The sequence below is a fragment of the Actinomycetota bacterium genome (genome assembly GCA_030682655.1).
Lineage (GTDB): Bacteria > Actinomycetota > Coriobacteriia > Anaerosomatales > JAUXNU01 > JAUXNU01.
Genome location: JAUXNU010000181.1, coordinates 1 through 26,063 on the forward strand (window position 1 = coordinate 1; position 26,063 = coordinate 26,063).

At 64.1% G+C, this 26,063-nt stretch carries 15 protein-coding genes; all 15 read left to right on the forward strand.

Features of this window, described 5'->3' with window-relative positions:
* A partial coding sequence (locus tag Q8K99_11905) for a hypothetical protein (protein MDP2183258.1) occupies window positions 1-550 on the forward strand: 550 nt, incomplete at its 5' end.
* Window positions 551-634: 84 nt separating this feature from the next.
* Complete coding sequence (locus Q8K99_11910; GenBank protein ID MDP2183259.1) at window positions 635-1,435, forward strand: ParA family protein; 801 nt, start codon at window positions 635-637, stop codon at window positions 1,433-1,435.
* 2 nt (window positions 1,436-1,437) lie between these two features.
* Window positions 1,438-2,391, forward strand: coding sequence for a ParB/RepB/Spo0J family partition protein (locus tag Q8K99_11915; GenBank protein ID MDP2183260.1), 954 nt, complete (start codon window positions 1,438-1,440; stop codon window positions 2,389-2,391).
* A 4-nt stretch (window positions 2,392-2,395) separates the two neighbouring features.
* Window positions 2,396-3,484: a hypothetical protein gene (locus tag Q8K99_11920; protein ID MDP2183261.1), complete on the forward strand. Its 1,089-nt coding sequence runs from the start codon at window positions 2,396-2,398 to the stop codon at window positions 3,482-3,484.
* A 2-nt stretch (window positions 3,485-3,486) separates the two neighbouring features.
* Window positions 3,487-3,798: a hypothetical protein gene (locus tag Q8K99_11925; GenBank protein ID MDP2183262.1), complete on the forward strand. Its 312-nt coding sequence runs from the start codon at window positions 3,487-3,489 to the stop codon at window positions 3,796-3,798.
* 101 nt (window positions 3,799-3,899) lie between these two features.
* Window positions 3,900-4,820: a hypothetical protein gene (locus Q8K99_11930; protein ID MDP2183263.1), complete on the forward strand. Its 921-nt coding sequence runs from the start codon at window positions 3,900-3,902 to the stop codon at window positions 4,818-4,820.
* Window positions 4,813-5,523 carry a hypothetical protein gene (locus Q8K99_11935; protein ID MDP2183264.1) on the forward strand — a complete coding sequence of 237 codons (711 nt, stop codon included), beginning with the start codon at window positions 4,813-4,815 and terminating at the stop codon, window positions 5,521-5,523. The genes Q8K99_11930 and Q8K99_11935 overlap by 8 nt, the downstream gene beginning before the upstream one ends.
* A gap of 4 nt (window positions 5,524-5,527) precedes the next feature.
* The gene (locus Q8K99_11940) at window positions 5,528-8,200 is read left to right on the forward strand and encodes a SpaA isopeptide-forming pilin-related protein (protein MDP2183265.1); all 2,673 of its coding nucleotides are present in this window, start codon (window positions 5,528-5,530) and stop codon (window positions 8,198-8,200) included.
* Between the two features lie 142 nt (window positions 8,201-8,342).
* Entirely contained in the window at window positions 8,343-9,158 is an 816-nt protein-coding gene (locus Q8K99_11945; GenBank protein ID MDP2183266.1) for a hypothetical protein, read from the forward strand.
* Between the two features lie 87 nt (window positions 9,159-9,245).
* Window positions 9,246-14,420: a DEAD/DEAH box helicase gene (locus Q8K99_11950; GenBank protein MDP2183267.1), complete on the forward strand. Its 5,175-nt coding sequence runs from the start codon at window positions 9,246-9,248 to the stop codon at window positions 14,418-14,420.
* Window positions 14,417-17,242: a helicase-related protein gene (locus tag Q8K99_11955; protein MDP2183268.1), complete on the forward strand. Its 2,826-nt coding sequence runs from the start codon at window positions 14,417-14,419 to the stop codon at window positions 17,240-17,242. Before Q8K99_11950 ends, Q8K99_11955 begins: the two co-directional genes overlap by 4 nt.
* A 2-nt stretch (window positions 17,243-17,244) precedes the next feature.
* Entirely contained in the window at window positions 17,245-21,174 is a 3,930-nt protein-coding gene (locus Q8K99_11960; GenBank protein MDP2183269.1) for an N-6 DNA methylase, read from the forward strand.
* A complete protein-coding gene (locus tag Q8K99_11965) occupies window positions 21,167-22,171 on the forward strand; it encodes a DUF3644 domain-containing protein (protein ID MDP2183270.1) in 1,005 nt (334 codons plus the stop codon). Before Q8K99_11960 ends, Q8K99_11965 begins: the two co-directional genes overlap by 8 nt.
* 2 nt (window positions 22,172-22,173) lie before the next feature.
* Window positions 22,174-23,109, forward strand: a complete 936-nt coding sequence (locus Q8K99_11970; GenBank protein ID MDP2183271.1) for a hypothetical protein — start codon at window positions 22,174-22,176, stop codon at window positions 23,107-23,109.
* A complete protein-coding gene (locus Q8K99_11975; GenBank protein ID MDP2183272.1) occupies window positions 23,109-26,030 on the forward strand; it encodes a hypothetical protein in 2,922 nt (973 codons plus the stop codon). The genes Q8K99_11970 and Q8K99_11975 overlap by 1 nt, the downstream gene beginning before the upstream one ends.
* Window positions 26,031-26,063: the final 33 nt, after the last annotated feature.

A 26,063-nucleotide genomic window follows, 5' to 3' on the forward strand; every position in this document is an offset into this window, starting at 1 on the left:
CAACGCAGAGGTGGACGTGCGAGAGCGACTGGCTCCCGACGTGCTGCAGGCCGCCGTGAGCATCCAGCTCCTGAGGACGGGCGAAGGCATCATACGAACTGCTCCGCTGGTGGCCCGCAACCACCTGCTCCAAGGGGCGCCCGAGCCGACACGTGTGTTCTACGCCCGAGCTCTCATGACCGCGGGGATCGACGAGAACACGGCCGCCAGCGTGATGGTCAAGTCGTGTCGGGGCGACGAGCCGCTCGAGGCTACGGCGACCCGCATCGCGACCGTCTTCGCAGAAGCCCAAGCGCTCCGCCCGTCCGAGTGGGCGGCGTGGCGCAACGAGAACGCGCTCCCCGAGCTCTCGGCGGGACTGCAGCAGACCGCGGCCACGCTCCACCTGCTCGAGCAGGTGTCACGGCATCTGTCCCCACAGAGCTCGCCGGCGGCCCAGGAGGTTGCACGGATTGACTGGGGCAGGCTCGGACGAGCCACACGCCCGACAGGGCGCACGGACGGGGGTCGCGGCATGACGCTCGACCCACGCGACGGGCTGTCGTCTTAGAAGAACACTCCCGGAAAGGTAGTGCCAATGGCTGCTCGGTACGCTCAAGTGGGCGCTGCCCGCGAATCGATGAAGGGGACACGAATGCAGAGAACGACCAGGCGGATCGCCATCGCCTCGCAGAAGGGCGGCGTCGGGAAGACGACCACGGCCTGGAACGTCGCGGCAGGGCTCACCGCCAAAGGACGCGACGTGCTCGTCGTGGATCTCGACGGCCAGTGCCACCTGACCACCGGCGTGCTCGGCGCACCGCCGGCGCGAAGCCTGTGGGACGTGTTGACGGATGGCATGACCGCAGAAGAGGCAATTGTGCCAGGCCCGGAGTTCGCCCTGCTTGCCGCCTCTGAGATGCTGTCTCGCGCCGACTACGATCTCGGTGGTCGGCCGGGCCGGGATTTCCTTCTCTCCCGCGCCCTGAAGGGCCGACGCGATCCAGGAAGCGGCACACGGGCGCCGGGTGTGCAGGACGCCTACGACTACATCATCTTGGACTGCCCGCCGTCTCTCGGCATCATGACCGCCAACGCGCTCGCCTACGCCAGTGAGGTCATCGTTCCGGTCACACCGGGGCTCTTCGCCGTCAGCGGACTTGGGATGCTGGGCTCTGTCATCGCCGAGACGATCGACGCTGGCGTCAACGAGGACCTGGGAATAGCTGGCACCCTGCTCACCCAGTACGAGGGTGGTACGGGCCTGCACCGCAGTATCGCGTCAGCCGTCGAGGAGCAGTTCCCCGGGCTGCTCTACCCGCTCGCGATTCGCAAGAACGTGGCAATCGGCGAGGCGCACGCCGAGGGTCGAAGCGTGCTGTCCTACGCGCCGAAGAGCCATGGCGCGGCCGACTACACCGAACTCGTCGAGCATCTGATCAGGCAGGAGGGTTAGGCATGGGGCGACCGAGGATCGAGCGCGGCGCGAAGCAGGGCGATGTGATCAGGGATCGCGTGGCGGCCGTGGCCGCACGCTCCGCGCGGCCAACCAGCCTGCTCGGCCAGAGGACAGATAGGTCGGTGACCGTGCCCCTCGACCAGCTCCACCCGGACCCGCGCAACAACGAGGTGTTCGAGCTCGGAGGCATCGAGGATCTGGCGCGCGATATAGAGGCCAACGGACTGGCCCACTACCCCGTCGTGCGTCCCCATCCCGAGCTCGAGGACGAGTACATGATCGTGGCTGGCCATCGCCGCCACGCGGCGCTCTCGCTGCTCGTCGAGCAGGGTCATGGTGGGCGCTTCGGGCAGGTGGCCTGCCACCTCGTGCCCTCCGATGACTTGGACTCCGGTGTGCTCATGCTCACCACCAATGTTCGGCAGCGCGACCTCTCCACACTGGAACGCATCCACACGATCACCTTTGCCCAAAGCCTTGTCGCCGAGCTTCGCGAGGCGGGGCGCCTTGAAACGGGAACGACGACGGACGGCAAGATCGCCGAACTCGTCAACCTCGCGCCACGCACCGTCGCTTACTACCGTTCGCTGACCAAGCTCATCGAGGGTCTTCGCGCATTGCTCGACGAGCGCCGTATCACGTTCACGACGGCACGAGAGCTCGCGCAGCAGCCCATCAATGTCCAAGAACGTGTGTTGGCACAGATCGAGTCGGGGGAAGACGGCGCGCTGAGCGGCGCGCAGGTCGCCGCGTTGACGGAGTCGGCGACGTCCAAGGAGCCGACCGTGACCAAGGCTCCCGACGCCGACAAGCTCATCACCGCGCTGGAACGTGCTGCCGAGAAGGTCTCGAACCTAGAGCAGACCACGCCAGATGAGATCGCCACGTTCACGCCACGCATCGCCGCCGTCGCCGATCTCCTGGATGCCATCACCGCCAAGAGAGGGATCTAGCACCATGGCTGAAGCATGGATCATCACCTGCGACGAGCGCCGGGCCGGAGCGCTCACGACCGGTACGCTCGAGGCCGGCGTCGTGCTCGCCGGCACGACCATCGCCAACGTGGACACGCTGAAAGACGCGGGCGGCACTGCGGCAAACGCCGGGGTAAGCGTGCTCGTGCTTGATGCGGCGAGCAGTCCGTCAGAGACTGCGGTGCGCTCGACGATCGCGGCCGTGCGGCTGGTGCGCGGCGATGCCGTACGCATATTGCTCGTTGTCGACGAGTTCACGCGCCCTGGCGAGCCCCTCGTCATCTCGGCGCTGAACGACGGAGTCAGAGACATTGTGGCCGCGTCGCCGAGCGAGCTTGCAGCCACGCTTGCGATGGTGCTCTCGACCGAGACCAGCTACGCCGACGCGATGCGTTGGCGAGGCGAGGACGCGCCGGCTCCAGCTAGGGGCGGCTTCATGTGGCCGGCGGCATCGGTCAAGCCACACGTGGTGGAGCGCGTCGTGGAGGTCGAGCGCGTCAAGTGGGTTGGAACGCCGGTCGTGACCGTCGCCGGAGCGCAGCGCCGCGTGGGCACCACGCACCTCGCGCTGTCTCTCGGCCGTGTGCTGCAGGCCCAAGGGCTGCGAGCGGCCGTAATCGTGCCGGCAGTCACGCTGGCGGCGCTGGGGGATACCTATGAGCTCGATTTCGACGGACTGGGCCGAGGGCAGCGCGCCGACTTCGACGGCCTGATGCTCGCAAGCGATGTCACACCGGGGGACCTGGTCGACGCCGAGGTCGTCGTGTGGGACACCGGCGTCTACGAAGACTCTGCGGACACCTTCAAGCTCGGAGCGGTGCGTTGCCTTGTGTTCGGCGGGTGTGAGTGGGAGCTCGGCCCGATAAGCGAGATTGTCAGCAGCGAGCCCGAGGACGTGATCGCCGGCTTCACCTACTGCGTGACGCTTGCGACAGAGGACGATTTCGCGTTGTGTGTCGAGGATCTGGCGGGCTTGTCGTGCGTGCAGGTTGCCTTCCCGAGCGACTGGAAGGACGGGGCCTCGCGAGCTGACCTAGCCGCGATCGTTTCCGCGATCGGGCGGGAGGCCTAGCGATGCTCCCCACCCGCCGCCCGCGTTTGGTGGCGCAGCGCCGCGACAGGGATGCCCGCGCGGCACGTGCCGCTGCAGAGCAGCGAGCCGGCGAACTCGAGGCGCGCAAGGTCGCTGAGGCGATCGAGCGCGACCGCGCCCGCAGGCGCAGGGCTGCCACCCCGCTTGCGCGGGCTCTTGAGACGATCGGTGGCTGGGTCCTGTCGATCCTTGGCGCGCTTGCTGTCTCGCTCGCCCTTACCTGGCTTCTTCGCCACCCGCAAATGCTCGACTCGCTGACGAGCGCTGTGCGGTCGATCCTGCGCCTCAAGTAGGACGCCGCGCAGACGCGCCAAGGGGCGCTGAGCACAAAGTCAGAGACGGTCAGAGCGTTGACGTACGATTCCGCCGACAGGGAGCTCGAGGAGGGATCTCATTGCGGTTCGTTCGTTCAGGAGTGGCGATAGTGGTCGCGGCGCTGGTCTTCTGCGCGCCTGCGTTTGGCGCGGGTGGGCCAGTGACCCGTGAGGTTATCGGTGTAGCAGAGCCCGACGATGCGCTGTTCGCGCCGTCGGTCGAGGAGAGCGGCACGGTCTATGTGCTCGACAGGATCGAGTGGACGGAGCGGTTCGAACGCGACCGGAGCGTCTGGCACGAGGTCGAGTACGACTTTGGCGCGCAGGTGGGCCAGGTGGAGCCGCCGGCCACGCTTGCTGCGCTCTACCACGACGAGGTGACGCGGGTCACGGTCGACGCGCCGCTTCGCTTCGAGCGGTTGGTGAGCGCCGGCGCGTCGACGCGCGGTCGGGAGATCGAGGTCTTCGTCCACACGAGCTACGACACGGCGGCCTACGAGCTCGCGCCGGGGGTGTCGGTCCGCTTCGATGCGCCGACGCCACAGATCTCTGGTGTTGAGGTCTCGCGGGCGCTCCTCGAGGCGCTGCACTATGACCCTGCGGTCTACCGGCTGGTCGAGACCTCATGGACGGGGTCGGCGCGCAAGGACGGGGACAAGACTGTTCGCGAGGCGAGCTACACCGTGGAGCGGGTCGCCGAGGTCCAGCGAGCGGTCTACGGCGGGGACGTGGCCCTGCCGGACGTGCTCGTCCACGACGGGATCGCCACCTACCGCTCTCCGACAACGGCGGAAGCTGTGACGAAGACCGCCGCTGAAGCTGTCGAGACGGCTGCCGACGACCCCGCCTCGCTCGTGCCGTGGATTGCGGCCGGGGCCGTTGCCGCGACGACGATCCTCGGGGTGCTCGTCTACTGGCGGCGGAGACGCCGCAGGGCGCTCGACGAGGATGACACCAGCTTGGAGCCCGGTGACGCTGAAATGGAGGGCGAAGATGCGTAAGCACCCGGTACTGGTCTCTGCTGTTCTCACCGCACTCGTGTGTGGGTGTGTGGCCGTGGCTGCATCCTTGAGTGCGCCAGACGCCGGGAACGCCGGAGGTGCGGCGGGTAACACGCCGGATTCCACGTCCTCCGCGGTCTGGGGGTATGCGGTCTACTGGGACGAGTGGCCGGATACGGTGACAGCGGCCCCTGCCGAGGTGGTCGAAACCACCGAGATGGTCGTGGCCGTCGCGGCGCCTGAGGCGTCAGCCCCCGCGGGCGAGACCGGGTCTGCGAGCTCAGCGGGCAAGACGACTGCGCCGAGTCCGAGCAAGCCCGCTCCGGCACCTGCGCCGGCACCTGCGCCCGCACCTGCGCCCACACCGCCGCCCGCTGCGGCGGCACCCGAGGTCATCGGCGGGTATGGCGCGTCAATCGCGAGCTACATCAATCCGTCGGCGACCTATGACAGCACACTCCAAAGCCAGTGCATCGCCCAGGCGAAGCGCATGGCGCTTGCCTCGGCGCTATCGCACTCGAGCTACGCGCCGGAGAGCTGCGCCAGCTTCGGTGACGGCATGACAGCGCTTGGCGGGGGTGGGGGAGGCGTGGCCGGCGCTCTCTACGGTCACTGTCCGCAACTCGGCTCGTGCTCACGCCTCGGCGTGGGGCTCGTGCTCTACAACGGTACGCTCTGGGCTGTCGCGCAGGGCGGTGAGTAGCTCCATGGCAACACGCACGCTCACCACGCGCGCACTCCTTGCCCTCGTGCTGTTCTGCGGGTCGGCGGTCGGCCTGCCTGGCACGGCTTCGGCGGCCACCGTGTCGACGGGCGGCGCGGGGACGTCGTACTACGACGCATACTATTCGGGCTCATGGCACGATCTCCAGACGCCGCCCCACACAGTCGACGGGCAGGTTGCCTACTGTCTCGAGCAGGCGAAGGACTTCCCCCTCAACAACTCGACGTACGGCCTGTTCGACGCGGCCGCGCTCTACAACTTCAATACGTACGTTGGTCTGCAGTCCATTCTTCACCGGGGGTACCCGTACGTGACCCCGGCCGGCCTGACCGAGACGCAGGCGCGCTACGCCACCGCGAACGCCATCCGTGCGTGGATGCGCGAGGCGGCCGGCGTCGGATACGTGTTCATGGACATGAGCACATACACGCAGGACGCTGCGACGTGGTCGCGGTTACGGCCCGCTCCGGGTCTCGCAGGATCTGAGCAGATGTTCCGCTGGACAATCGACCTGGTGACGGGGGCGCGGAGCCGGGTCCTTCCGGCCCGGAGCGTGAGCGCCGCGGCCGTCACGCTCCGGCCGAACGCGGACTACACGCGGCTTGTCGGCCAGACGACGGTGTCGTTCAACGACCTCAACGGTTATTACACGGTCGCTGCGCCCGCCGGGGTCACCGTCACCGGCTACACGAGCTATGCCGGAGACGTGCTCACTGTCTCCGTGCCCTGCACCGCAGCCTGGATCGGCCGCTCGGTCTCGCTCACCCTCTACGGGTACGACAGCCGTGTGCCGGCCAACATCTTCTACTACGCCCCCGGTTCTTCGACCTACCAGCGCGTTGTATCCGCCCAGGCCGCCAGCTTCCAGGTCTCTGCTTCGGCCGCAGTTCCCGTTGGGTCCGGCTCCGGCGCTTTGCGGATCACCAAGACCGATGTGGTCGATGGCGCGCCGCTGGACGGCGCTGTCTTCGAGCTCCTTTGGAACAGCACCGTCGTCGCTTCGGGCACGACGGACGCAGCGGGGGATCTCACGTTCACCGGGCTTGCCCCTGGCACCTGGACGGTCAGGGAGCAGACTGCTCCGCAGGGCTACCTGCTCGATGTGACGCCGCATTCAGTCACGGTGCCCGATGGCGGCACCGCTGCGCTTGGGCTCACGAACGAACGTGCCTTGCGGCCGGTCCGTGTGCTCAAGACAGGGGAGGATGGCGAACCTCTCGCAGGAGCGGTCTACGAGATCCGCGAGGCGGGGGGCAGCGTCGTCACCACTCTCACAACAGATACCGACGGCGCGGCTGAAAGCGAGCCTCTGCCGTTCGGCGACTACGAGCTCGTCGAGACGGTCGCCCCGCTCGGGCATGTGCTTGATCCCACCCCGTACGCGTTTTCCATCGACCGGACCACGCCGGTCACGCTCGAGATCTCGCGCACGGACGCCCGCACCCGTGGCACGGTCCGGATCGAGAAGCGCTCGGACGGGCAAGACGCACGGCTTCTGCCGGGCGCGGTCTACGAGATCTGGCGCGTGCGCGATACATCGCCGCTCGCCGCACCGTTCGATTCGGCCGAGGATCCGGCGGATCCAGCCGCGACGCTCACAACCGACGCCCAGGGCGTCGCACGATCCGAACCGCTCGAGTACGGGTGCTACTACGCGGTCGAGACGACCGCGCCTGTCGGCCACGCGCTCAATCCCACGCGTCACTTCTTTGAGATCCGCGAGGACGAGGCCGTGATCTCCCTTGAGCTCACTGACGACGTTCTGCCGGTGAACCATGGCGGGGTGATGCTGCGGTACCGGAACATCTGGGATGGCACGGAGATCGCCAAAGCGTGGGGCTACAACGCTGAGATCGGCACCGAGTACATGCCGCGTGTCCGGGCCGAAGGCCTCGACAAGATGCCGATCGAGGGCTTCTCGTACGTGACAGCCGACTACGCACCCTATACCGAGCTCGTCGACGGCAAGCTGCTGGTCACGTACTGGTACCGGCAGACCCTCTCCGGGGGCTGGCTGAAGGTGCGCACCGGCGATGACGGCCGGGCGCGGCTCACTGCGAAAGACCGCGAGACCTACGGGCTGCTCTCGGATGCCGAGCTCTACTCCCGGCTCCTCGAGGCGAAGGCTGCGAACCCGGACGTGATCGGCTACCTCTCGATACCCGGCACCGACCTCCATGAGCCGGTGGTGCAGACGACGGACAACGTGAACTACCTCACACACGCGGCGGATGGCGATGCCGATGCGCGGGGCGCGATCTTCGCCGACTACCGCTCGCCGCGCTATGCGGGCGACAGCTCGCGGGCGACGCTGCTCCACGGTCACAACGTGCGGGACGGCTCGATGTTTGGCGTTCTCGCCTCATATGGGGACGCGGACTTCTGGGCGGCTCATCCCTTCATCCAGTACGTTGATGCAGCCGGCAACGGCGGGACGTGGCTCGTCTACTCGGCGCGTGTGGCCGATGGCTCCGACGACGCGTTCGCGTTCCCAGTCATGCGGCCGTACTCGGATCGCATTGCGCGCTGGGCGGATCGCTCGATTCTGGATCCAGGTTTCCGGCCGGATCCTGCCGGACGTACGCTCACGCTCTCCACGTGCGCGTATCACGTTGAGGACGGCAAGTTGCTAGTGCATGCCGAGCTGATCGACTAGAGGCCCCGCCGAAGCAGCACCCCCGGCCCCCCACCGGGGGTGCTGCGCTTCCCCTCTCGATCTCGGCCACCACCGCTCCTGTAGACTGGGATTCTTCACGAACGTGCTTTCGGGCACACTCGGGTGGGGTTGGGGGGGTCTGATGCGTCGGGACATCGAGTGCCAGAGTCTGCACCGCCTGAAGGACCATCCAGACGTCTGCTCGAAGACGAGGATGGCCTCGGCGGCGGAGTCGGTTGTCGAGAACCTCGAAGCAATACTCGAGGCGACTCGCCGAGCGGTGCATAGGCGCAGTCGTTCGCAGGGCTTCCAGCTCGGTGCCACCACCACGCGGCTTTCTCCAGACCAGCTGGGGGTTTCCAAGGCAAGGCCAGGCGAGATTCGGCCTTCCGAAGAGACGCTTCTGGAGTTCGCTGTTCTTGAAGCCTACCGAGAGCGTCGTTCCGGAAGCGATATGCCATGGGACGTCTTTGTTGGTCGGCAGGTCCCGCTCATGGCAAAGAAGGACTCGGAAGGCTGGGGATCGATCGACCTTCTGGGCCTGGACTCGGGCGGGCGACCAGTTGTCATTGAGCTCAAGAAGGCGAGTAGTCCTGAGACTCCACTGCGGGCGCTGCTTGAGGCAGCCGCCTATGCGGTTTCGGTTGAGGCGAACTGGACCGTCCTCTCGGATGAGATCCACCGCACATGGCCGAACAACCACCCTGCCGAGTCGCCGCGTCCGGTTGGCATCGTGGTGGCAGCACCGGATCGCTATTGGCGGGATTGGGATCGTTGGAGCGCGACCGGACGAGGGGTTCCCGCAGGAACCAGAGCGTGCATTCAGGACACGGCTGCGGCGCTCGCTCAGGCGGGCATCCCATCTACCTTTGTGGAACTCACACACGGCGACTGGACGGGCGCTGAGCCACTTTCTGGGAGCGCCGTTTCATTCGCGCTGATCGAGCCCGGGGCCTAACCAAACACCGTTTCATGTCGCACCCATAGGTTACGATGGAGTAAGCGCCGTCCGAGGGGTCGGCGTACCTCTTCCCCTGGGGGCAGTGTGGACGTATTTGAACTGCGCGAGCGACTCGTTGGCGACTTCTCGGAGTATGCCAAAAGCTTCATGAACATCGCGGATGACCGCATCCACGAGCTCGTCGATACCAAGCTCGAAGAGGGTCTTCTCTGGCCCGACCCCAAGGTTCAGCTGAACCCGGCATTCGAGCGCGGCGGCAGCGTCGATGACCTGGTGAACGCAGGCATCCTCCACTCCGAGTGCTCACGCATCTTCCGCCGCAGCAAGACCCCCGGCACTGGCCAGGGCTCTTTCGGTGAGCAAATGCATCTCCACCGTCACCAGGACGATGCGATTCGGGTTGCACGCAGCGCCGAGAACTACGTCCTGACTACGGGTACCGGGTCCGGCAAAAGCCTCGCCTACATCATCCCGATTGTTGACCACGTGCTGCGTCGCGGGAGCGGCAAGGGCATCCAGACAGTCATCGTCTACCCCATGAATGCACTGGCGAACAGCCAGTTTGGCGAACTTGAGAAGTTCCTGAAGCACGGCTATCCGCCAGGCGGCGAACCGGTGACATGGCGGCGATACACAGGCCAGGAGTCCGACGAGGAGCGGCGTGAGATCATCGCGAATCCTCCCGACATCCTGCTCACCAACTACGTGATGCTCGAACTCATCCTGACCCGTCCCGACGAAGGCAACCTCGTCAAGGCGATGCGTGGACTGCAGTTCCTCGTATTCGACGAGCTCCACACATATCGGGGGCGCCAGGGCTCTGACGTGGCAATGCTCATGCGCCGCGTGCGCGAGGCATGCGAGTCGCCCACACTCCAGCACGTCGGGACATCGGCAACGCTTGCCGGCGAGGGCACCGTGGCGGCGCAGAAGGTCGAGGTAGCGCGGCTCGCGACGACGCTCTTCGGCGCTACAGTCAAACCTGAATGCGTCATCGGGGAGACCCTGCGGCGAGCCACATCGGGTTCTCCGACGGCAGCAGAACTCGGTGCCCGTCTCGGCGCCGGCGTCACCGCCCCGACGACCTACGAGGCGTTTGCGGCGGACCCGCTCGCTGCCTGGATCGAGACCACGCTCGGCCTGGCGGAGGAGCCAGGGACCGGCGTTATCATCCGCCAGACACCGCGAAACGTGGGCGAGGCCGCGGCACTGCTCGCCGAGCAGAGCTCGGTGTCCGAAGCACGCTGCGCGGAGGCGATCCGTGACTGCCTGATGACCGGCTACCACGTCCACGACCCCGACACCGACAGCCCGGTGTTCGCGTTCCGTCTCCATCAGTTCATCAGCCGCGGGGACACCGTCTACGCGACACTCGAACCGCCAGAATCGCGCGAGATCACGACGGAGCCACAGCGCTTCGCACCGAGTTCACGCGCAAAGGTTCTCATGCCCCTCGCGTTCTGCCGTGAGTGTGGCCAGGAATACTATGTCGCGCAGCTCGAATCTCATCCGGACGACCAGGATCGCATCGTCAAGCGGGAGATGAGGGACCGCGAGAAGACCGATTCCATCAGGCCGGGCTATCTCTACGTGAGCACCACGGCGCCCTGGCCCGATGACGATGAAGAGGAGCTGGTGGACCTCGTTCCGCAGACGTGGACCGAGGAACACAACGGCGCAACCCGCCTCAAGCGACACTATCGGGACCAGCTCCCCAAGCGCGTCTACGTGAACGGCGACGGCACTCTCGGCGAAGGCGGCACCGAGGCATGGTTCGTCCCAGCACCCTTCCGGTTCTGCCTCAAGTGCGGCGTCGCGCACAGCTCCAACATCCGCTCGGACTTCGGTAAGCTGGCCACCCTCGGCACAGAGGCTCGGAGCACGGCGACGACCATTCTCGCCATCACCGCGCTTCGCAATCTCCGAGCGGACGAGTCCCTCAGCCCCAAGGCCCGCAAGCTCCTGAGCTTCTCCGACAACCGCCAGGACGCCGCGCTCCAAGCGGGTCACTTCAATGACTTCGTCGAGGTGGGCCTGCTTCGCTCGGGTCTCTACCACGCCGCGCTGAATGCTGGCGAGGAGGGCCTCGGCCATCAGGAGCTCACCATGAGCGTGATGCACGCCATGGGCCTCACGCCGATGGACTACGCCGCCGCGCCTGAGGCCAAGTTCGCCGCCGAGCGCCGCGCTCGCGAAGCTCTGCTCGACGTGATTGGCTACCGCCTCTACCGCGACATGCAGCGCGGCTGGCGTCTGACTTCACCGAACCTCGAGCAGTGCGGGTTGCTCCGCGTCGAGTACGAGGACCTCGCGGAGCTGTGCGCCGACGAGGAATCCTGGGCGGGCTGCCATGAGGCGCTTCTGAAAGCAGCACCTGAGCTGCGCGAAGAAGTCTCCAAAGCCCTGCTCGATCACATGCGGCGCGTGCTCGCCATCAAGGTCCAATTCCTCGACCCCAATCGGCTCGAGCAGATGAAGTCGCAGTCCTACACGAACCTGTGCGACCCCTGGGACTTCAGCACTGAGAACCTCGAATACGCGACTGTCGTGTTCCCGCGCACTCGGAGCAAGGCCGACGATCGATCCTATGAGTTCGTCTCAGGGCGATCCGGTTTTGCGCGCTATATCTCGCAGAACGGCAAACTCGGCGGAGGCGAGCCCCTCTCCCGAGATGACTGCCAGCTGATCATCGGCCAGATGTTGAATGTTCTCGCCAGCGCCGGTCTCGTTGAGCAGGTTATCGATGCCGAACGGGACGAAGACGTTCCCGGGTATCAGCTTCAATCAGCGGCCATGCGCTGGATTCCGGGCGATGGAACCACGCCCGCCCATGACCCAGTGCGCGTGCCGCGGCTGCCTGCGGAAGGCGCGCGGGTCAACGAGTTCTTCGTGGATTACTACCGCACCAAGGCATCCACTCTCAAGGACATGCGTGCCGCCGAGCACACAGCGCAGGTCCTGAGCGAGGAGCGCGAGCGCCGCGAAGAGGCGTTTCGTGAGGCGAAGCTTCCGCTGCTGTTCTGCTCGCCCACGATGGAGCTGGGCGTGGATATCTCCGAGCTCAACTGCGTCAACATGCGCAACGTGCCGCCGACACCGGCGAACTACGCCCAGCGTAGCGGGCGCGCGGGACGAAGCGGTCAGCCGGCGCTGGTGTTCACCTACTGCTCGGCTGGCAGCCCGCACGACCAGTACTTCTTCCGTCGGCCGGAGGAGATGGTCTCCGGGCAGGTGACTCCGCCTCGATTGGACCTGTCGAACGAGGATCTTCTCAGGGCTCACGTCCACTCGATCTGGATACACGAGGCTGGCCTCGCATTGGGTCGCTCGCTCGGAAAGGTGCTCGATGTCGAGGGCGACACACCGTCCCTCGAAGTGCTGCCAGCGGTCCTGGAGAAGCTCGAGAACAGTACCGCCGCGTCGCGAACCATAGAACGCGCTCGCCGTGTGCTCGATTCCATCCCCGTGGAGATGCTGCCGGCCGACTGGAACGCCGAGCAGTGGCTGGGCGGGGTCGTTCGAGCGCTGCCGCGCGATTTCCAGGATGCGTGCGACCGGTGGCGTGAGCTCTATCGCGCCGCCATGGCGCAACAGGCCCGGGCCAACCGCACAATGCTCGACGCGTCGAGCTCGCAGAAGGACAAGAACAGCGCCAAGGCCGCTCGAGCCGAGGCGGAGGCGCAGCTTGGTCTCCTGCTGGCCTCCAACGACCGCATCATGCAATCGGACTTCTACAGCTATCGCTACTTTGCGAGCGAGGGCTTCCTTCCGGGCTACAACTTCCCGCGTCTGCCGCTTTCCGCATTCATCCCAGGCAGGCGGGGAGGCAGGGGGACCGATGAGTTCCTGTCGCGGCCGCGCTTCCTGGCGATCTCGGAGTTTGGCCCCAACGCCTATGTCTACCACGAGGGCCTGCGCTACCAGATTGTGAAGGCGGTGCTGCCCGTTGAGGCCGAGGGCACAGGCACCGAGCGGATCCTGAAGCGGAGCATCAAGCTCTGCTCCGAATGCGGATACCTGCATCCCATCGAGCAGATTGCGCCGGACACCTGCGCCAGCTGCGGTGCTGAGCTGCCAGCGCCCGTCGACCAGCTCTTCCGGCTCACCAACGTGGGCACGCGCCGTCGCGATCGGATCAACAGCGACGAGGAGGAGCGTCAGCGCCAGGGATTCGAACTAACCACGGCGTTCTGCTTTGCCGAGCGCGAAGGGGAGCTCTCGAAGCGGACCGCGGTGGCCTCTGCAGGCGGGGAGCCCATCGCTGACCTTGCCTACGGCCATTCAGCAACACTGTGGCGCATGAATCTTGGGCTGAGGCGGCGCAAAGACCAGGCGGTCAAGGGCTTCCTCATCGACATCGATTCCGGGATGTGGGCCAAGTCGGAAGAGGTTGAGGACACCGCTGACAAGAACGAGACCGAGCCGCAAGCCAAGCGCACCGAGCGGGTCGTGCCTTACGTTGAGGATCGCCGGAACTGCCTGGTGTTCACACCGACCGATGAATGGGATCCGACGATGATGGCCTCGCTCGCTGCGGCGCTCAAGAGCGCTATCCAGGTCACTTATCAGCTCGAGGACTCGGAGCTCGCCGTAGAGCCTCTGCCGGATCGCGCGGGCCGGCGGGCCCTGCTCTTCTACGAGGCGGCCGAGGGTGGAGCAGGTGTCCTTCGCCGCTTGGTCGAAGACCCGACCGCGCTTCCCCGAGTCGCGGCGCGCGCGCTTGAGCTCTGCCATTTCGATCCCACCGGCAAGGACATGGGACACGCGCGTGGCGCCAAGGAGCCGTGCACGGCAGCCTGCTATGACTGTCTCATGTCCTACTACAACCAGCCGGATCACGAGCTCCTGGACCGTTTCCAGATCGCGGAGCTGCTCGTCCAGCTATCTCAGTCAACGATCGATGTCTCACCTAACGCGCTGCCACGTGAGGAGCACTTCGAGCGCCTGATGCGGCTCACGGATTCGAGTCTCGAGCGGAAGTGGCTTGAGACGCTGCGCGACGCCAGCCTGCGCCTTCCCACCGGTGCGCAGCCACTGGTCGAGGCGGCGGGGACTCGTCCGGACTTTCTCTACCGCGAGCACTCCGTCGCGATCTTCATTGACGGACCGGTTCACGATGATGAGACCACCGCGGCAGATGATTCGGTCAAGCGCGATGCCCTCGACGACCTCGGCTACACCGTGATCGTGTTCCGCTACGACGATGATTGGCCCGCAATCCTCAAGCGATTCCCCGAAGTCTTCGGAGGTTCCAGGTGAGCTTCTCTGTCGGCGCTCTCGTTCGTGCCCGCAATCGGGAGTGGGTCGTGCTACCCGATTCGACCGACGAGCTCCTTCTGCTCAGACCCCTCGGAGGCACCGACGAAGAGCGCGCCGGAGTGCTGACTTCCCTTGAGACTGTGGAGCCCGCCGCCTTCGGACTCCCGGATCCGGAGAAGGCTGGCGACTTCCAATCAGCCAAGCTGCTGCGCGACGCCCTGCGTCTCGGGTTCCGCTCCGGCGCCGGACCGTTCCGCTCGCTTGGGCGCATCGCGTGCGAGCCTCGGCCTTATCAGCTGGTGCCGCTGCTCATGGCGCTTCGACAGGACCCGGTCCGGCTGCTCATCGCCGACGACGTCGGCATCGGTAAGACCATCGAGGCAGGGCTCATCGCCCGGGAAATGCTTGACCAGGGGGAAGTAACGCGGCTCTCGGTCATCTGCCCTCCGCACCTAGCCGAGCAGTGGAAACGTGAGCTGTCCGAGAAGTTCCACATCGACGCCGAGCTCGTGTTGGCCTCCACTGCCCGTCGCCTGGAACGCGGTCTTGAGCACGGAGAGTCACTGTTCGACCGGTACCCATGCACCGTGGTATCTCTCGACTTCATCAAGACCGACCAGCACCGCGACACCTTCCTGCGTGCGGCACCGGAACTCATCATCGTGGACGAGGCACACACCTGCGCCTTCGGTGCCCAAGAGCGAGGCAGGATGCAGCGCTTCGAGCTGCTTCAGTCTCTTGCGAAGGATTCCGAGCGCCACATCTTGCTCGTGACCGCCACGCCCCACAGCGGCAAACAGAATGCGTTCCGCTCTCTACTTGAGCTGCTCGCGCCGTCGCTCGAGAACATGCCTGACGACCTCGCGGGCGCGGACAACGCTGTCTACCGACGAGAGCTCGCGAAGTACCTCGTCCAGCGGCGCCGAGGCGACATTCAGCGCTATCTCGAGACCGACACCGCGTTTCCCAAGCGCAAGGACGCCGAGCTCACCTACGCACTCTCGCCCGAGTACCATCAGCTCTTCGAAGACGCCGTGGCCTACGCGAGGCACAGCGCCAGCAAGGGTGGCGACCAGCGCACTCAGCGTCTGCGTTGGTGGGCGCTCGTCAGTCTCTTGCGGTCGATCGGGTCCTCGCCGGCTGCCGCTGCCGAGACGCTCCGCAACCGCGCTCCGGGTCTCGATACGGAGAACATCGATCAGCTTGACGAGCTGGGTCGCAGCATGGTGTTGGGCTTTGAAGAGGACGAGACCGAGTCCAGCGACGTGGTTCTGGGCGCTGAGCTCGACGAAAGGGTCGGCTTCAGCAGCTCCGAGCGCAAGCAGCTCCGTGAACTCGCAGATCGTGCTGAGCTGCTCAAGGGAGACAAGGACCCCAAGCTCGCCGGCGTCGTGAAGATCGTGAAGGACCTGCTGAAGGACGGCTTCAATCCCATCGTCTTCTGCTATTACATTCCGACTGCCGAGTACGTGGCCGAGGAGCTCCGATCGCGCCTGCCTAACAAGGTCGCGGTTGAGGCTGTCACCGGGAGGCTTGCACCCGAGGGTCGCGAGGCTCGCATCGAGGAGCTAGCCGAGCACGAGCAGCGCGTCCTCGTCGCCACCGATTGTCTGAGCGAGGGCGTGAACCTGCAGAACGTGTTCGACGCCGTTGTTCACTACGACATGGCGTGGAACCCCACCACACACGAACAGCGCGAGGGGCGGGTGGACCGCTACGGCCAGCTCAATCCCGAGGTGCGCGTGGTCACCTACTTCGGCAAGGACAACCCGATAGATGGAATCGTTCTGAAGGTGCTGATTCGCAAGCACAAGGCGATTCGCGATGCGCTCGGCGTGTCGGTACCGGTGCCCGCTGGATCCGAGACCGTCGTCGAGGCGATCTTCGAGGGCCTTGTCATCCGCGAGGCGAGTGGGGCGCGGGGCGAGCAGCTCCAACTCGACATGGCGGAGTTCATCAAGCCCAAGCAGATGCAGCTCGATGCCGAGTGGGACGCCGCCGAGCATCGCGAGCAGCACTTGCGCAAGACCGTCTTCGCACAGGAGACTATCAAGCCGGATGAGGTTGCTGCGAAGCTCTCAGAGGTGGTCGACCAACTAGGCTCCCAGGCGGAGGTTCGCGAGTTTGTGATTTCCGCGCTCAAAGCGGCCGGTGCACGCGTGACCGGCGTCGGCGTACTCTCGGTTGACCTACGCGAGGCAAGAATCGACCTCCGAGACCTCATCGGTCGTGAGAGGGAGAGTCTCGAGATCACCTTCGAGGACTCCGCCAAGCCAGAGCAGATCTACCTTCACCGCACTCACCCGATCGTCGAAGCCATCGCCACGTGGGTGCTCGATACCGCGCTGGACGATCTCGCCGTTGGGCCGGCGCACCGAGCCGGTGTGATGCGCACGGATGCGGTCTCTATGCGGACCACGCTTCTGCTCACGCGGTATCGATTCTCCGTTGATGTGAAGCGTGGAGATGCCGAGCGCCGCCTGCTTGCAGAGAGTTCGGGCATGCTCGCATTTCGTGGCTCACCAGCATCGCCTGAATGGCTTGATGCAGATGAGATCGCCGCGCTGCTGGCAGCGAGACCATCCGGCAACGTTGTAGGCGCGAGCGAGTCGATCCGCCGAGTGTTGGATGCCTACCCCGGCCAGCTGGCGGCCTTCGTGGATGCCGATGCGGGGAAGCGGGCCACGGCGCTCAAGTCGGAGTACCGCGAAATGCGCGAGGCCGCTCGCCTGAAGGGCGTTAACTACCGAGTCACCCATTTGCCGCCGGATGTGCTGGGTGTCTACGTGTTTGTCCCGCTGACCGCCGGGCAGGTGAGCTAGCCGTGGCCCGGACACAGAACACCTTCAGTACCGTCCGCACGGAGGGTTCGCTCCTGCCCGCGGACTTCCTCCAGCGCCTGCTGACACCCAAGTCAGATATCGAGGGGCTGCGTTCCGAGGACTACCATCTCGTGGGTCGCGAGCGGATTGACGACGCGGCCAGTCGTTCGTGGCTCAGGCTCGTTGGCGCCTGGGCGGCGTTTCGCGCCCAACTTCAGCGCCTGTCTGCCGATGACACCGCGACCACGATCACCCGCGAGAAGTGGCTGTACGTGCTCTTCTCCGAGCTCAACTACGGCCGGCTGGAAGCGGCCAAGGGCATCACCGCCGAGGGGAAGCCCTACCCGGTCTCCCATCTCGCAGGGAGTGTCCCGCTACACCTCGTGGGCGCGAACATCGACCTCGACAAGCGCACCCGAGGGGCTGTTGGAGCTGCGACGATGAGCCCTCACGGTCTCGTCCAGGAGCTGCTCAACCGTTCAGATGACTACCTCTGGGGCGTCGTTTCGAACGGTCGGGTCCTGCGTGTACTCCGTGACAACGCCGCGATGACGCGCCAGGCGTTCGTGGAGTTCGACCTGGAAGCGATGTTCGAGGGCCAGGAGTATCACGACTTCGTGTTGCTCTGGATGCTTCTCCACCAGTCGCGCTTCGAGGGGGAACGACCCGCGGAGTGTTGGATTGAGAAGTGGGTCGCCACCAGCCGCTCCCAGGGCACGCGCGCACTCGACGCCTTGCGCGGCGGCGTTGAGGCCGCCATCACTGCCCTAGGCACCGGATTGGTCTCGCATCGAGGTAACGTTGCCTTGAAGGCCGCCCTGCGTGACGGTGACCTCGACAAGCATGATCTCTACCGACAGGTTCTCCGCATCGTCTATCGTCTGATCTTCCTCTTCGCCACCGAGGACCGCGAGCTGGTGTTCTCCCCCGGGGCGACGCGTGAGGCGAAGGACCGATATCTCAAGTACTACTCGGTCTCTCGTCTCCGCCGACTCGCGGAGCGCAGACGGGGTGACGGGCATTCCGATCTCTGGCAGCAGCTCCTGCTCACGTTTGAGCTGTTCGCAACCGGCGACGGCGAGGACTCTCTGGGGGTGCCCTTTATGGGAGGGCTATTCCGCGACAGCGATCCGCTGCTAGCGGATTCCCAAGTCTCGAACCTCCACCTGCTCGAGGCGGTCCGTGCCCTTACCACAGTCTCCGATGGCCAAACGCGACGCCGCGTGGATTATCGGAACCTCGGCGCCGAGGAACTTGGGAGCGTCTATGAGTCACTTCTTGAACAGCACCCGAACCTAGACCTCCAGACCGGCTCCTTTGAACTCGGCACCGCCGCCGGGTCTGAGCGGAAGACCACTGGCAGCTACTACACGCCGAGCTCGCTGATCAGTCTACTGCTCGACTCCGCGTTGGAGCCGGTGCTTGGGGAACGAGTCCAGACAGCGCGCAAGGAAGGGCGTGACGTCGAGGAGGCCATTCTTGACCTCAAGGTGTGCGACCCGGCGTGTGGCTCGGGCCACTTCCTCATCGCCGCCGCGCATCGAATCGCTCGCGAACTCGCCAAGGTCCGCACCGGCGACGATGAGCCCTCGCCCTCGGCACAGCGCCATGCGCTGCGTGATGTAGTCTCGCGCTGCATCTACGGCGTGGATATCAACCCCATGGCCGTCGAGCTTGCCAAGGTAGGTTTGTGGCTAGAGGCCATCGAGCCGGGAAAGCCGCTGACCTTCCTCGACCATCATCTCAAGCAAGGCAATTCGCTTCTCGGGGCCACGCCTGCGCTCATCAAGGGCGGCATTCCGGACAGTGCCTTTGATCAGATCGAGGGCGATGACAGGAAGGTTGCGTCCTCCTACAAGGCGCGGAACAAGGTGGCGAGAGGCGGCCAGCTAGATCTTCTCGCAGCAGAGGAGCCGGCCGACTACAGCGCCAGCCTCGCTGACCAGCTGGCTCGCATCGACGTGATGTCCGATGAGACGCCTGATCAGCTCGCCGCGAAGGAGAGGCTCTTTGCGAAGTTCACGAGTTCCCGAGAGTTCTCAACCACCTCCCTTGTTGCAGATGCGTATTGCGCAGCGTTCGTGTGGCCCGCGACTGCGGATGCTCCTCGACCGATTACCCAGGGTGTGTTCGAAGGCTTGTGCGATGGCACAGCGCTGCTTGGTGCTGAGATTGTCGGAACAGTGAGTCAGCTCGCCCAAACCTACGAGTGGTTCCATTGGCATCTCCAGTTCCCGGACGTATTCAGTTCGAGTACGCCCGCGACCGATGGCAGCTCGACCGGATGGATTGGTGGCTTCGACTGCATGCTCGGCAATCCGCCGTGGGAGCGGATCAAACTTCAAGAGAAGGAGTTCTTTGCGGCGCGCTCGCCGGAAATCGCGAATGCCGCGAACGCAGCAAAGCGTAAGGCGCTCATAGCTCGGCTCGTCGAGGAGCATCCGGTCCTCGCGGCTGAGTTTGCCGAAGCGAAGCGCCGCGCAGAGGGGGAGAGCCACGTTGTTCGCAGTTCGGGGCGATACCCGCTGTGTGGCCGTGGCGACGTGAACACATACACGATCTTCGCTGAACTCAATCGCCAGCTGGTCGCTTCAACTGGTCGTACTGGGTGCATCGTTCCCACCGGAATCGCGACTGACGACACCACGAAGTACTTCTTCCGCGACACCATGGAGTCGGGCGCTTTGGTGAGCCTCATCGGATTCGAAAACGAGGAGTTCATCTTCCCCGGAGTCCATCATGCGACGAAGTTCTGTCTTCTGACGATGTCCGGAGCGGCCCGCAGAGACACCATCGCTGAGTTCAGCTTCTTTTTGCGGCAGCCCGCGCAAACCGCAGACCCGGAGCGCAGGTTCGAGTTGTCTGTTGAGGATATTGTCCTCATCAACCCGAACACCCGCACCTGCCCTATCTTCCGGACTCGCCGTGACGCTGAGATCACAAAGGGGGTGTATCGTCGCGTTCCAGTACTGATTGACGAGGAGGTCGGCGACGAAGGCAACCCTTGGGGAGTTCGATTCTTCACGGTGTTCCACATGGCGAACGACTCGGGCTTGTTCCGATCTCACGAGGAGCTTGAGGAAGAGGGTTTCGAACTCCAAGGCAACATCTTCTTGCGCGGGGCTTCGAGGTACCTGCCGCTCTACGAGGCGAAGATGATGCACCAGTTCGACCACCGTTTTGGCACCTACGACGGCCAGACCGAGGCCCAGGCGAACCAGGGCAAGCTGCCCGAGCTCACGCCCGAGCAGCACGCAGACCCTGACTTCGCGGCGCTGCCGCGATACTGGGTCGAGGAATCCGAAGTCGAGAAGCGACTGGATGGTATCTGGGATCGAGCCTGGCTCCTTGGATTCCGGGATGTCACTACATCGGTCTCACGGAGGACCTTGATTGCTGCGTTCTTGCCCAGACTCGCATTCGGCCACAAGCTGCCGCTAGTGATGCCCGCCGGAAATGCCTCGATCGCTGCCTGCCTGCTCGCCTGTATGGATTCATTCTCAGTCGACTACATCGCCAGGCAGAAGACCGGTGGCATCTCGATGACGTACTTCGTCCTCAAACAACTCGCCGTTCCTGAGGCGAGTGCCTTCGACGAACGCCCGCGATGGGCCGCAAGTTCGATCGTTGATTGGGTTAGGCCCAGGGTCCTGGAGCTGGTCTATACATCACATGACATGGCGCCCTTTGCGCGGGACGTTGGCTACGATGGCGACCCGTTTGTGTGGGACGAAGATCGTCGATTTGAGCTACGCTCGGAGCTCGACGCCGCCTTCTTCCACCTTTACGGAATCCAGCGCGATGACGTCGACTACATCATGGACACCTTCTGGATAGTCAAAGCTGACGACGAGAAGCGTTTCGGCGATTACCGCACGAAGCGCCGCATCCTAGAGCTGTTCGACGAATACGCTGGGGACTCGCATGGCTAAACCCTATGTCTCCTATCGACGATTGGTGATGAACTCGAAGGCCGCGATGGTCGCCGCAATCGAGATCTACAACAAACCGACGATTCAGTATCGCGATGAGACGTTTGTCATTCTCGTTGTGAACGCGTGGGAGCTGCTGCTCAAGGCCATTCTGTGTAAGTCGAAAAGGACGGTCTTCTACAAGAAGAAGCGCAACGAGCCCCACAGGTCCTATGCGGTGAAGGATGCTGTCGCGAGGTCTCGTGACCTCATCCCTGCGGGCCTGGCTCCGCCGAGCATGGTTGCAAACATCGAACACCTCGTTCTCTTTCGGGATAACGCTGTTCACTTCTATAACCAGAGCGATTTCAGTGTTCTTGTCTATGCGCTTGGGCAGACCTCGGTGGTCAACTACAACGACGTACTGAAGGCGGTCTTTGGCCAAGGCCTTGAGGAGCAGATGGCACTCAGCCTGATGCCTATTGGCCTCAAGCCGCCAGTTGACCCGATTGCCTTTCTGGCGGGTGTCACCGGTGACGCTTCCGCCAACCCCGTGGTGGTCGAGTTTGTGCGGAGTCTGGCCGCCTCAACGAGGGACTTGGAGGCCGACGGGTCCGATACAGGTCGGCTGCTCACCTCCTACACGGTGTCGCTTCAATCAACCAAGAAGATTGCCTCTGCCGACCTGGTCGTTGGAGTCGACGGCGGAAGCAGCCCGGATCGAATGCTCGTGACTCAGATCTTCAAGGACCCAAACAAGGCGTACCCACTGCGCGAGAAGGATGTGCTCGCACAGGGGTTGGTCGTAGACGGGGTACCGATTGGGCAGTACGTGTTCCGTGCGATCGTGCGGAAGTACGATTTGAAGTCGGACCCGAAGTATTGCTGGGAAGCCGACGGTGGTGTTCTCACGAAGTACAGTTCGGAGGTAGTCCGGTTCTTGAGGTCGCTGGACGCCGCAGCGTTAGACCGGGCGAAGCGGGAGTACTCGGCGCGGTGCCAGAAGCTAGGGAGATGAGAATGCCAGCAGTTTGGTGGGTCAATCAGACGAACCCGCAGTACACCATCGACCGCACGCGGGGCTATCGCTGGTCTCCATCCAAGACGAAGACCGGCGGGGTTCGCGAGGCCTGGCGCTGCCTTGAGGACATGGCTCAGGGCGACATTTGGATCTGCTGGTCCAGCCAGTCCATCGATGCGCTCGGCCTGGTGAACCGGCCACCCGAACCTTCGCGGGACTGGCCTGTCGACCAAGCGAATCAAGATCTCGATGATTATCCCGATCACGCGGGGTACAGGGTGTTCTTTGACCTTCATCCGCTTGATCGTCCGATATCGGCCGGCGAGATTCCTGACGAGTGGAAGCGGAAAGCGGGCCCGTTCCGGGCGAACTTGTGGGTCAAACTGTCGTCGGTTGAGCCCGTTGATCTATCGGCGGCCGACGAGCTCCGTGAGATGTTTGCCGACCGGTGGCCAGTGGGTTCGCCGTGGGGCGTCGACGCTCCGCCGGCCACCGCGCCACGCGCCACGCGCTACTGGCTCAGCATCCACACGCCAGATTCTTGGGAACGGTTTCTGGCTGGCGATATCGATGTGGTGACGTCAAAGCACAAGACCGACAGCATCCAGCGTGGCGACATCTTCATCAACTTCGTTTCTGGCGACGGTGCTCGCTGGGTCTCGGCAGAGGAGGTCGTATCGGATGTGCGCCCATTGCGCGGCAAGCCCTATCAGGACTACGAGTCGCAATGGGAGTGGCAGATTCGGCCGCTGACCCCGAGGTTGGCATTGGATGAGGGAATCGTCGTAAGACCAACCACCGGACGGCTGGAGCTCTTTCGCGGGTACGAGCGCAACTGGGGTGTCCGGGTGAGGAAGTCAGGCACGGAGCTCACCGAACATGACGCAGAGCTGATCATCGAGTGGATCGATCCACTTTCAGAAGGGACACGCTGATGGCCAGGCTCAAACGAGAGGGCGCCGACAAGATCTACGCAGTGGCGGAACGTTTCCGAGAAGGTGCGCTCGACTCAGACGGATCGATCCTGACTCCTGGCAAGGAGGTCTGGGCCCCGCGATTGTTGGACGAGATGCACCGACGTTTCACTCTGGATCAGGATGGCGGCAAGGACTCCTTCATCGACAAGTTGGAGTGTCAACTGTCAGGCGCGGATGACGATGCGATTCAGCTGATGAGCGAGATCTTCCTGATGCATGTCCTCGTAACGATGAGCATCGGCGGGCCCTCCAAGCGCGAGACACTGGGTACGATCCTGGGGTGGATGAAGCAGCCGCCAGTGGTGCCAACTGACGTTGACGCAGCGCTGGATTACGGCGTGGCGGGCACTGGGATGTTCTTCAACCAAGGTCGTGATCGCCAGATTCGCTTCATCATCGCCGCGATGCGCGCATGGAAGCTCCTCCCGGCGGAGACTCAGGCAAGCTCGGCTCGTGACCCATGGGCATTCAAGGAGCAGCTCTGGTCGATCGATGTGAACAGTGCCTGGATGCAGCGTAGCGCGCTGCTCCATCTGCTCTTCCCGGACACGTTTGAGCGCTCAATGTCCAGGGATGACAAGTCGCAGATCGTCGCAGCATTCGCAGATCTCATCGGCGGCGCAGAACACGCGGGCCAGCTTGACGAGGACCGCGCGCTTTTCGCGATACGTGAAGTGCTTGCTGCAGAATACGGAGCTGACTTCGACTTCTATGACACGCCTGAGGTGCGTGCCCGTTGGGACAGTGATAACCCGGTGGGTGAGGTGCCGCTGCTTGACCGTGTGATGGCAGCCTATCCTGGATGGACCGGTTTCTTGGACCCGCGCTTCGTCAAGGACGAGAGCAACTACAAGGCTGCTGCCTCTGAGAATGCGCGCTCCTTGCTCGGCGCAGAACCACTACGAGCCTTGATCGATGAGGGCAGGTTCTCCGAAGTGGTCTCTCGAGTGGAGAAGGTCGGTCAGTCCACCAACCTGCTGTGGCTGCAAGTTCCCAAGGATGGCGACCTCTCGCTGCTCTACCGACAGGGCCTTGACCAAGCTGAGTTCGCCGAGCAGCTCTACGACCTCCTCCATGGCGAAGGCGAGAGTCCAATCAGGCTCGGACGCTTCGCCGACTACACCACCGCGCGAGGGCTGCCGACCAAGTGGGCGCTTCCCACCTATCTACTGATGCTGCTTCACCCGGAGACCGACTTCTTCGTGAAGCCGAGAGCGACCAAATGGTTCCTCGGCGAGGTCGATGCTGGATTCGACTTGAGCTCCAAGGCATTGGGGGAAGTCTACGCGAGGGTTCTCGACGAAGTCGGCGCGCTGCGAGAGGCGCTCGCGCCGTATGAGCCGCAGTCGACGGTCGACGTGCAGGGCTACATCTGGGTGGCATTCCGCACCGACCCAGCCGTGGCGCACCTTGAGACCGTCCCTAGCGAAGGGATCGAATCCATGAACGACCCGTCCTCCGTCTACGATCACATCGCCGAGGCGGGTTTCCATTTCCCGGACTGGCTCGTCACAGACTACGTGCTCTCTCTCGCGACCAAGCCGCTTGTGATTCTCTCGGGAATCTCCGGGACCGGTAAGACGAAGATGGCGCAGCTGGTGAGTGAGCACGTCGCGCCGGAAGTGATGGTACCGGTTGCTCGCGCGCTTCCGGAGCCTGACGAGGTGTCTATCCTGCACGAGGCCAAGCGTGTCCTGATTGAACACTTCTACGTCGCAATCAGGGCAAGACAGGCCGACTTGTTCCCGCTGCCGGAACGCGGATCGGGCCTCGATGTGGAGCTGCGCGCACCGGGTCTCGCGCCGATGCCCGGGCGGCTCCAAAGCATTGGAGGCGAGAGGGACGACGGCCTCACCCTCCGGCTCTATCTGAAGGGGCCCTCGCGCGACTGGGTGCGAAGCCAGTTCAAGCGTGGCGACTACATTCGAATCACCCCCGAGGGCCCGGACTCGTCAGTGATCGGGGTGGAGCACATCGCCGTCGACACCGTGGAGACCCCTGCCCCATCGAAGCGCATCGCGTTTCTGTCAGTCCGCCCAGACTGGACTGACAACCGCGCGTTGCTCGGGTACTACAACCCGCTCACTCAGAAGTACCAGTCGACTGAGCTTCTTCGACTCTTGCTTCGCGCACAGGCCAACCCGGATGAGCCACACTTCGTCATCCTCGATGAGATGAACCTGGCAAAGGTTGAGTACTACTTCTCGGACTTCCTCTCGGCGGTAGAGGCCGATTCCGAACTGGTGCTTCACGACGCCGGAGAAGACCTGATTCTCGAGGCGCTTGACGGCATGGGTGTGCCGCAGCGGCTGAAGGTACCCTCGAACGTCTTCTTCACGGGGACCGTAAACGTGGATGAGACCACCTACATGTTCAGCCCCAAAGTCCTCGACAGGGCGAACACTCTCGAGTTCAACGAAGTCGACTTGGTTCAGTACGGTTCGGTTGTCGCTGGCGGCACGGGTGGCTACAGGCTGCGATCCGAGGTCTCAGTTGAGTCGTTGTTGGCCGCCTACCGCAAGCCACTGCCGCGGGACTGGCGCGATCTTCCTGCTCCGTATGCCGGCCACCTGCGCGCCCTCCACGGCCTCATGGCACAGCACAATCTCCACTTCGGGTATCGCGTTGCCAATGAGATTGCGCGCTACCTGAATCTCGCAGCCGAGTTCATCGGGCCTGACGCACTCGAAACCGCATACGACCTACAGGTGCTTCAGAAGATCCTCCCAAAGCTTTCCGGAAGTCGCGCGAAGCTGGAGGGTCCATTGACGGACCTTCTCGAGCACCTCGCCAAGGAAGACCTGCCGCTGTCGGCGGCCAAGGTGGGGCGGATGCTGAAGACGGTGCAGAACGTCGGCTTCGTGAGCTTCGTCGAGTGATTCGACTACGCACAGGAACTGGGTTCGCTGAGG

Bases quoted from the DNA above. Each gene is read 5' to 3' on its own strand.
- Q8K99_11940 (MDP2183265.1), top strand. From the start codon at position 5,528: ATGGCAACACGCACGCTCACCACGCGCGCACTCCTTGCCCTCGTGCTG.
- Q8K99_11975 (MDP2183272.1), top strand. From the start codon at position 23,109: ATGGCCAGGCTCAAACGAGAGGGCGCCGACAAGATCTACGCAGTGGCG.
- Q8K99_11965 (MDP2183270.1), top strand. From the start codon at position 21,167: ATGGCTAAACCCTATGTCTCCTATCGACGATTGGTGATGAACTCGAAG.
- Q8K99_11935 (MDP2183264.1), top strand. From the start codon at position 4,813: ATGCGTAAGCACCCGGTACTGGTCTCTGCTGTTCTCACCGCACTCGTG.
- Q8K99_11920 (MDP2183261.1), top strand. From the start codon at position 2,396: ATGGCTGAAGCATGGATCATCACCTGCGACGAGCGCCGGGCCGGAGCG.
- Q8K99_11915 (MDP2183260.1), top strand. From the start codon at position 1,438: ATGGGGCGACCGAGGATCGAGCGCGGCGCGAAGCAGGGCGATGTGATC.
- Q8K99_11910 (MDP2183259.1), top strand. From the start codon at position 635: ATGCAGAGAACGACCAGGCGGATCGCCATCGCCTCGCAGAAGGGCGGC.
- Q8K99_11945 (MDP2183266.1), top strand. From the start codon at position 8,343: ATGCGTCGGGACATCGAGTGCCAGAGTCTGCACCGCCTGAAGGACCAT.
- Q8K99_11925 (MDP2183262.1), top strand. From the start codon at position 3,487: ATGCTCCCCACCCGCCGCCCGCGTTTGGTGGCGCAGCGCCGCGACAGG.
- Q8K99_11970 (MDP2183271.1), top strand. From the start codon at position 22,174: ATGCCAGCAGTTTGGTGGGTCAATCAGACGAACCCGCAGTACACCATC.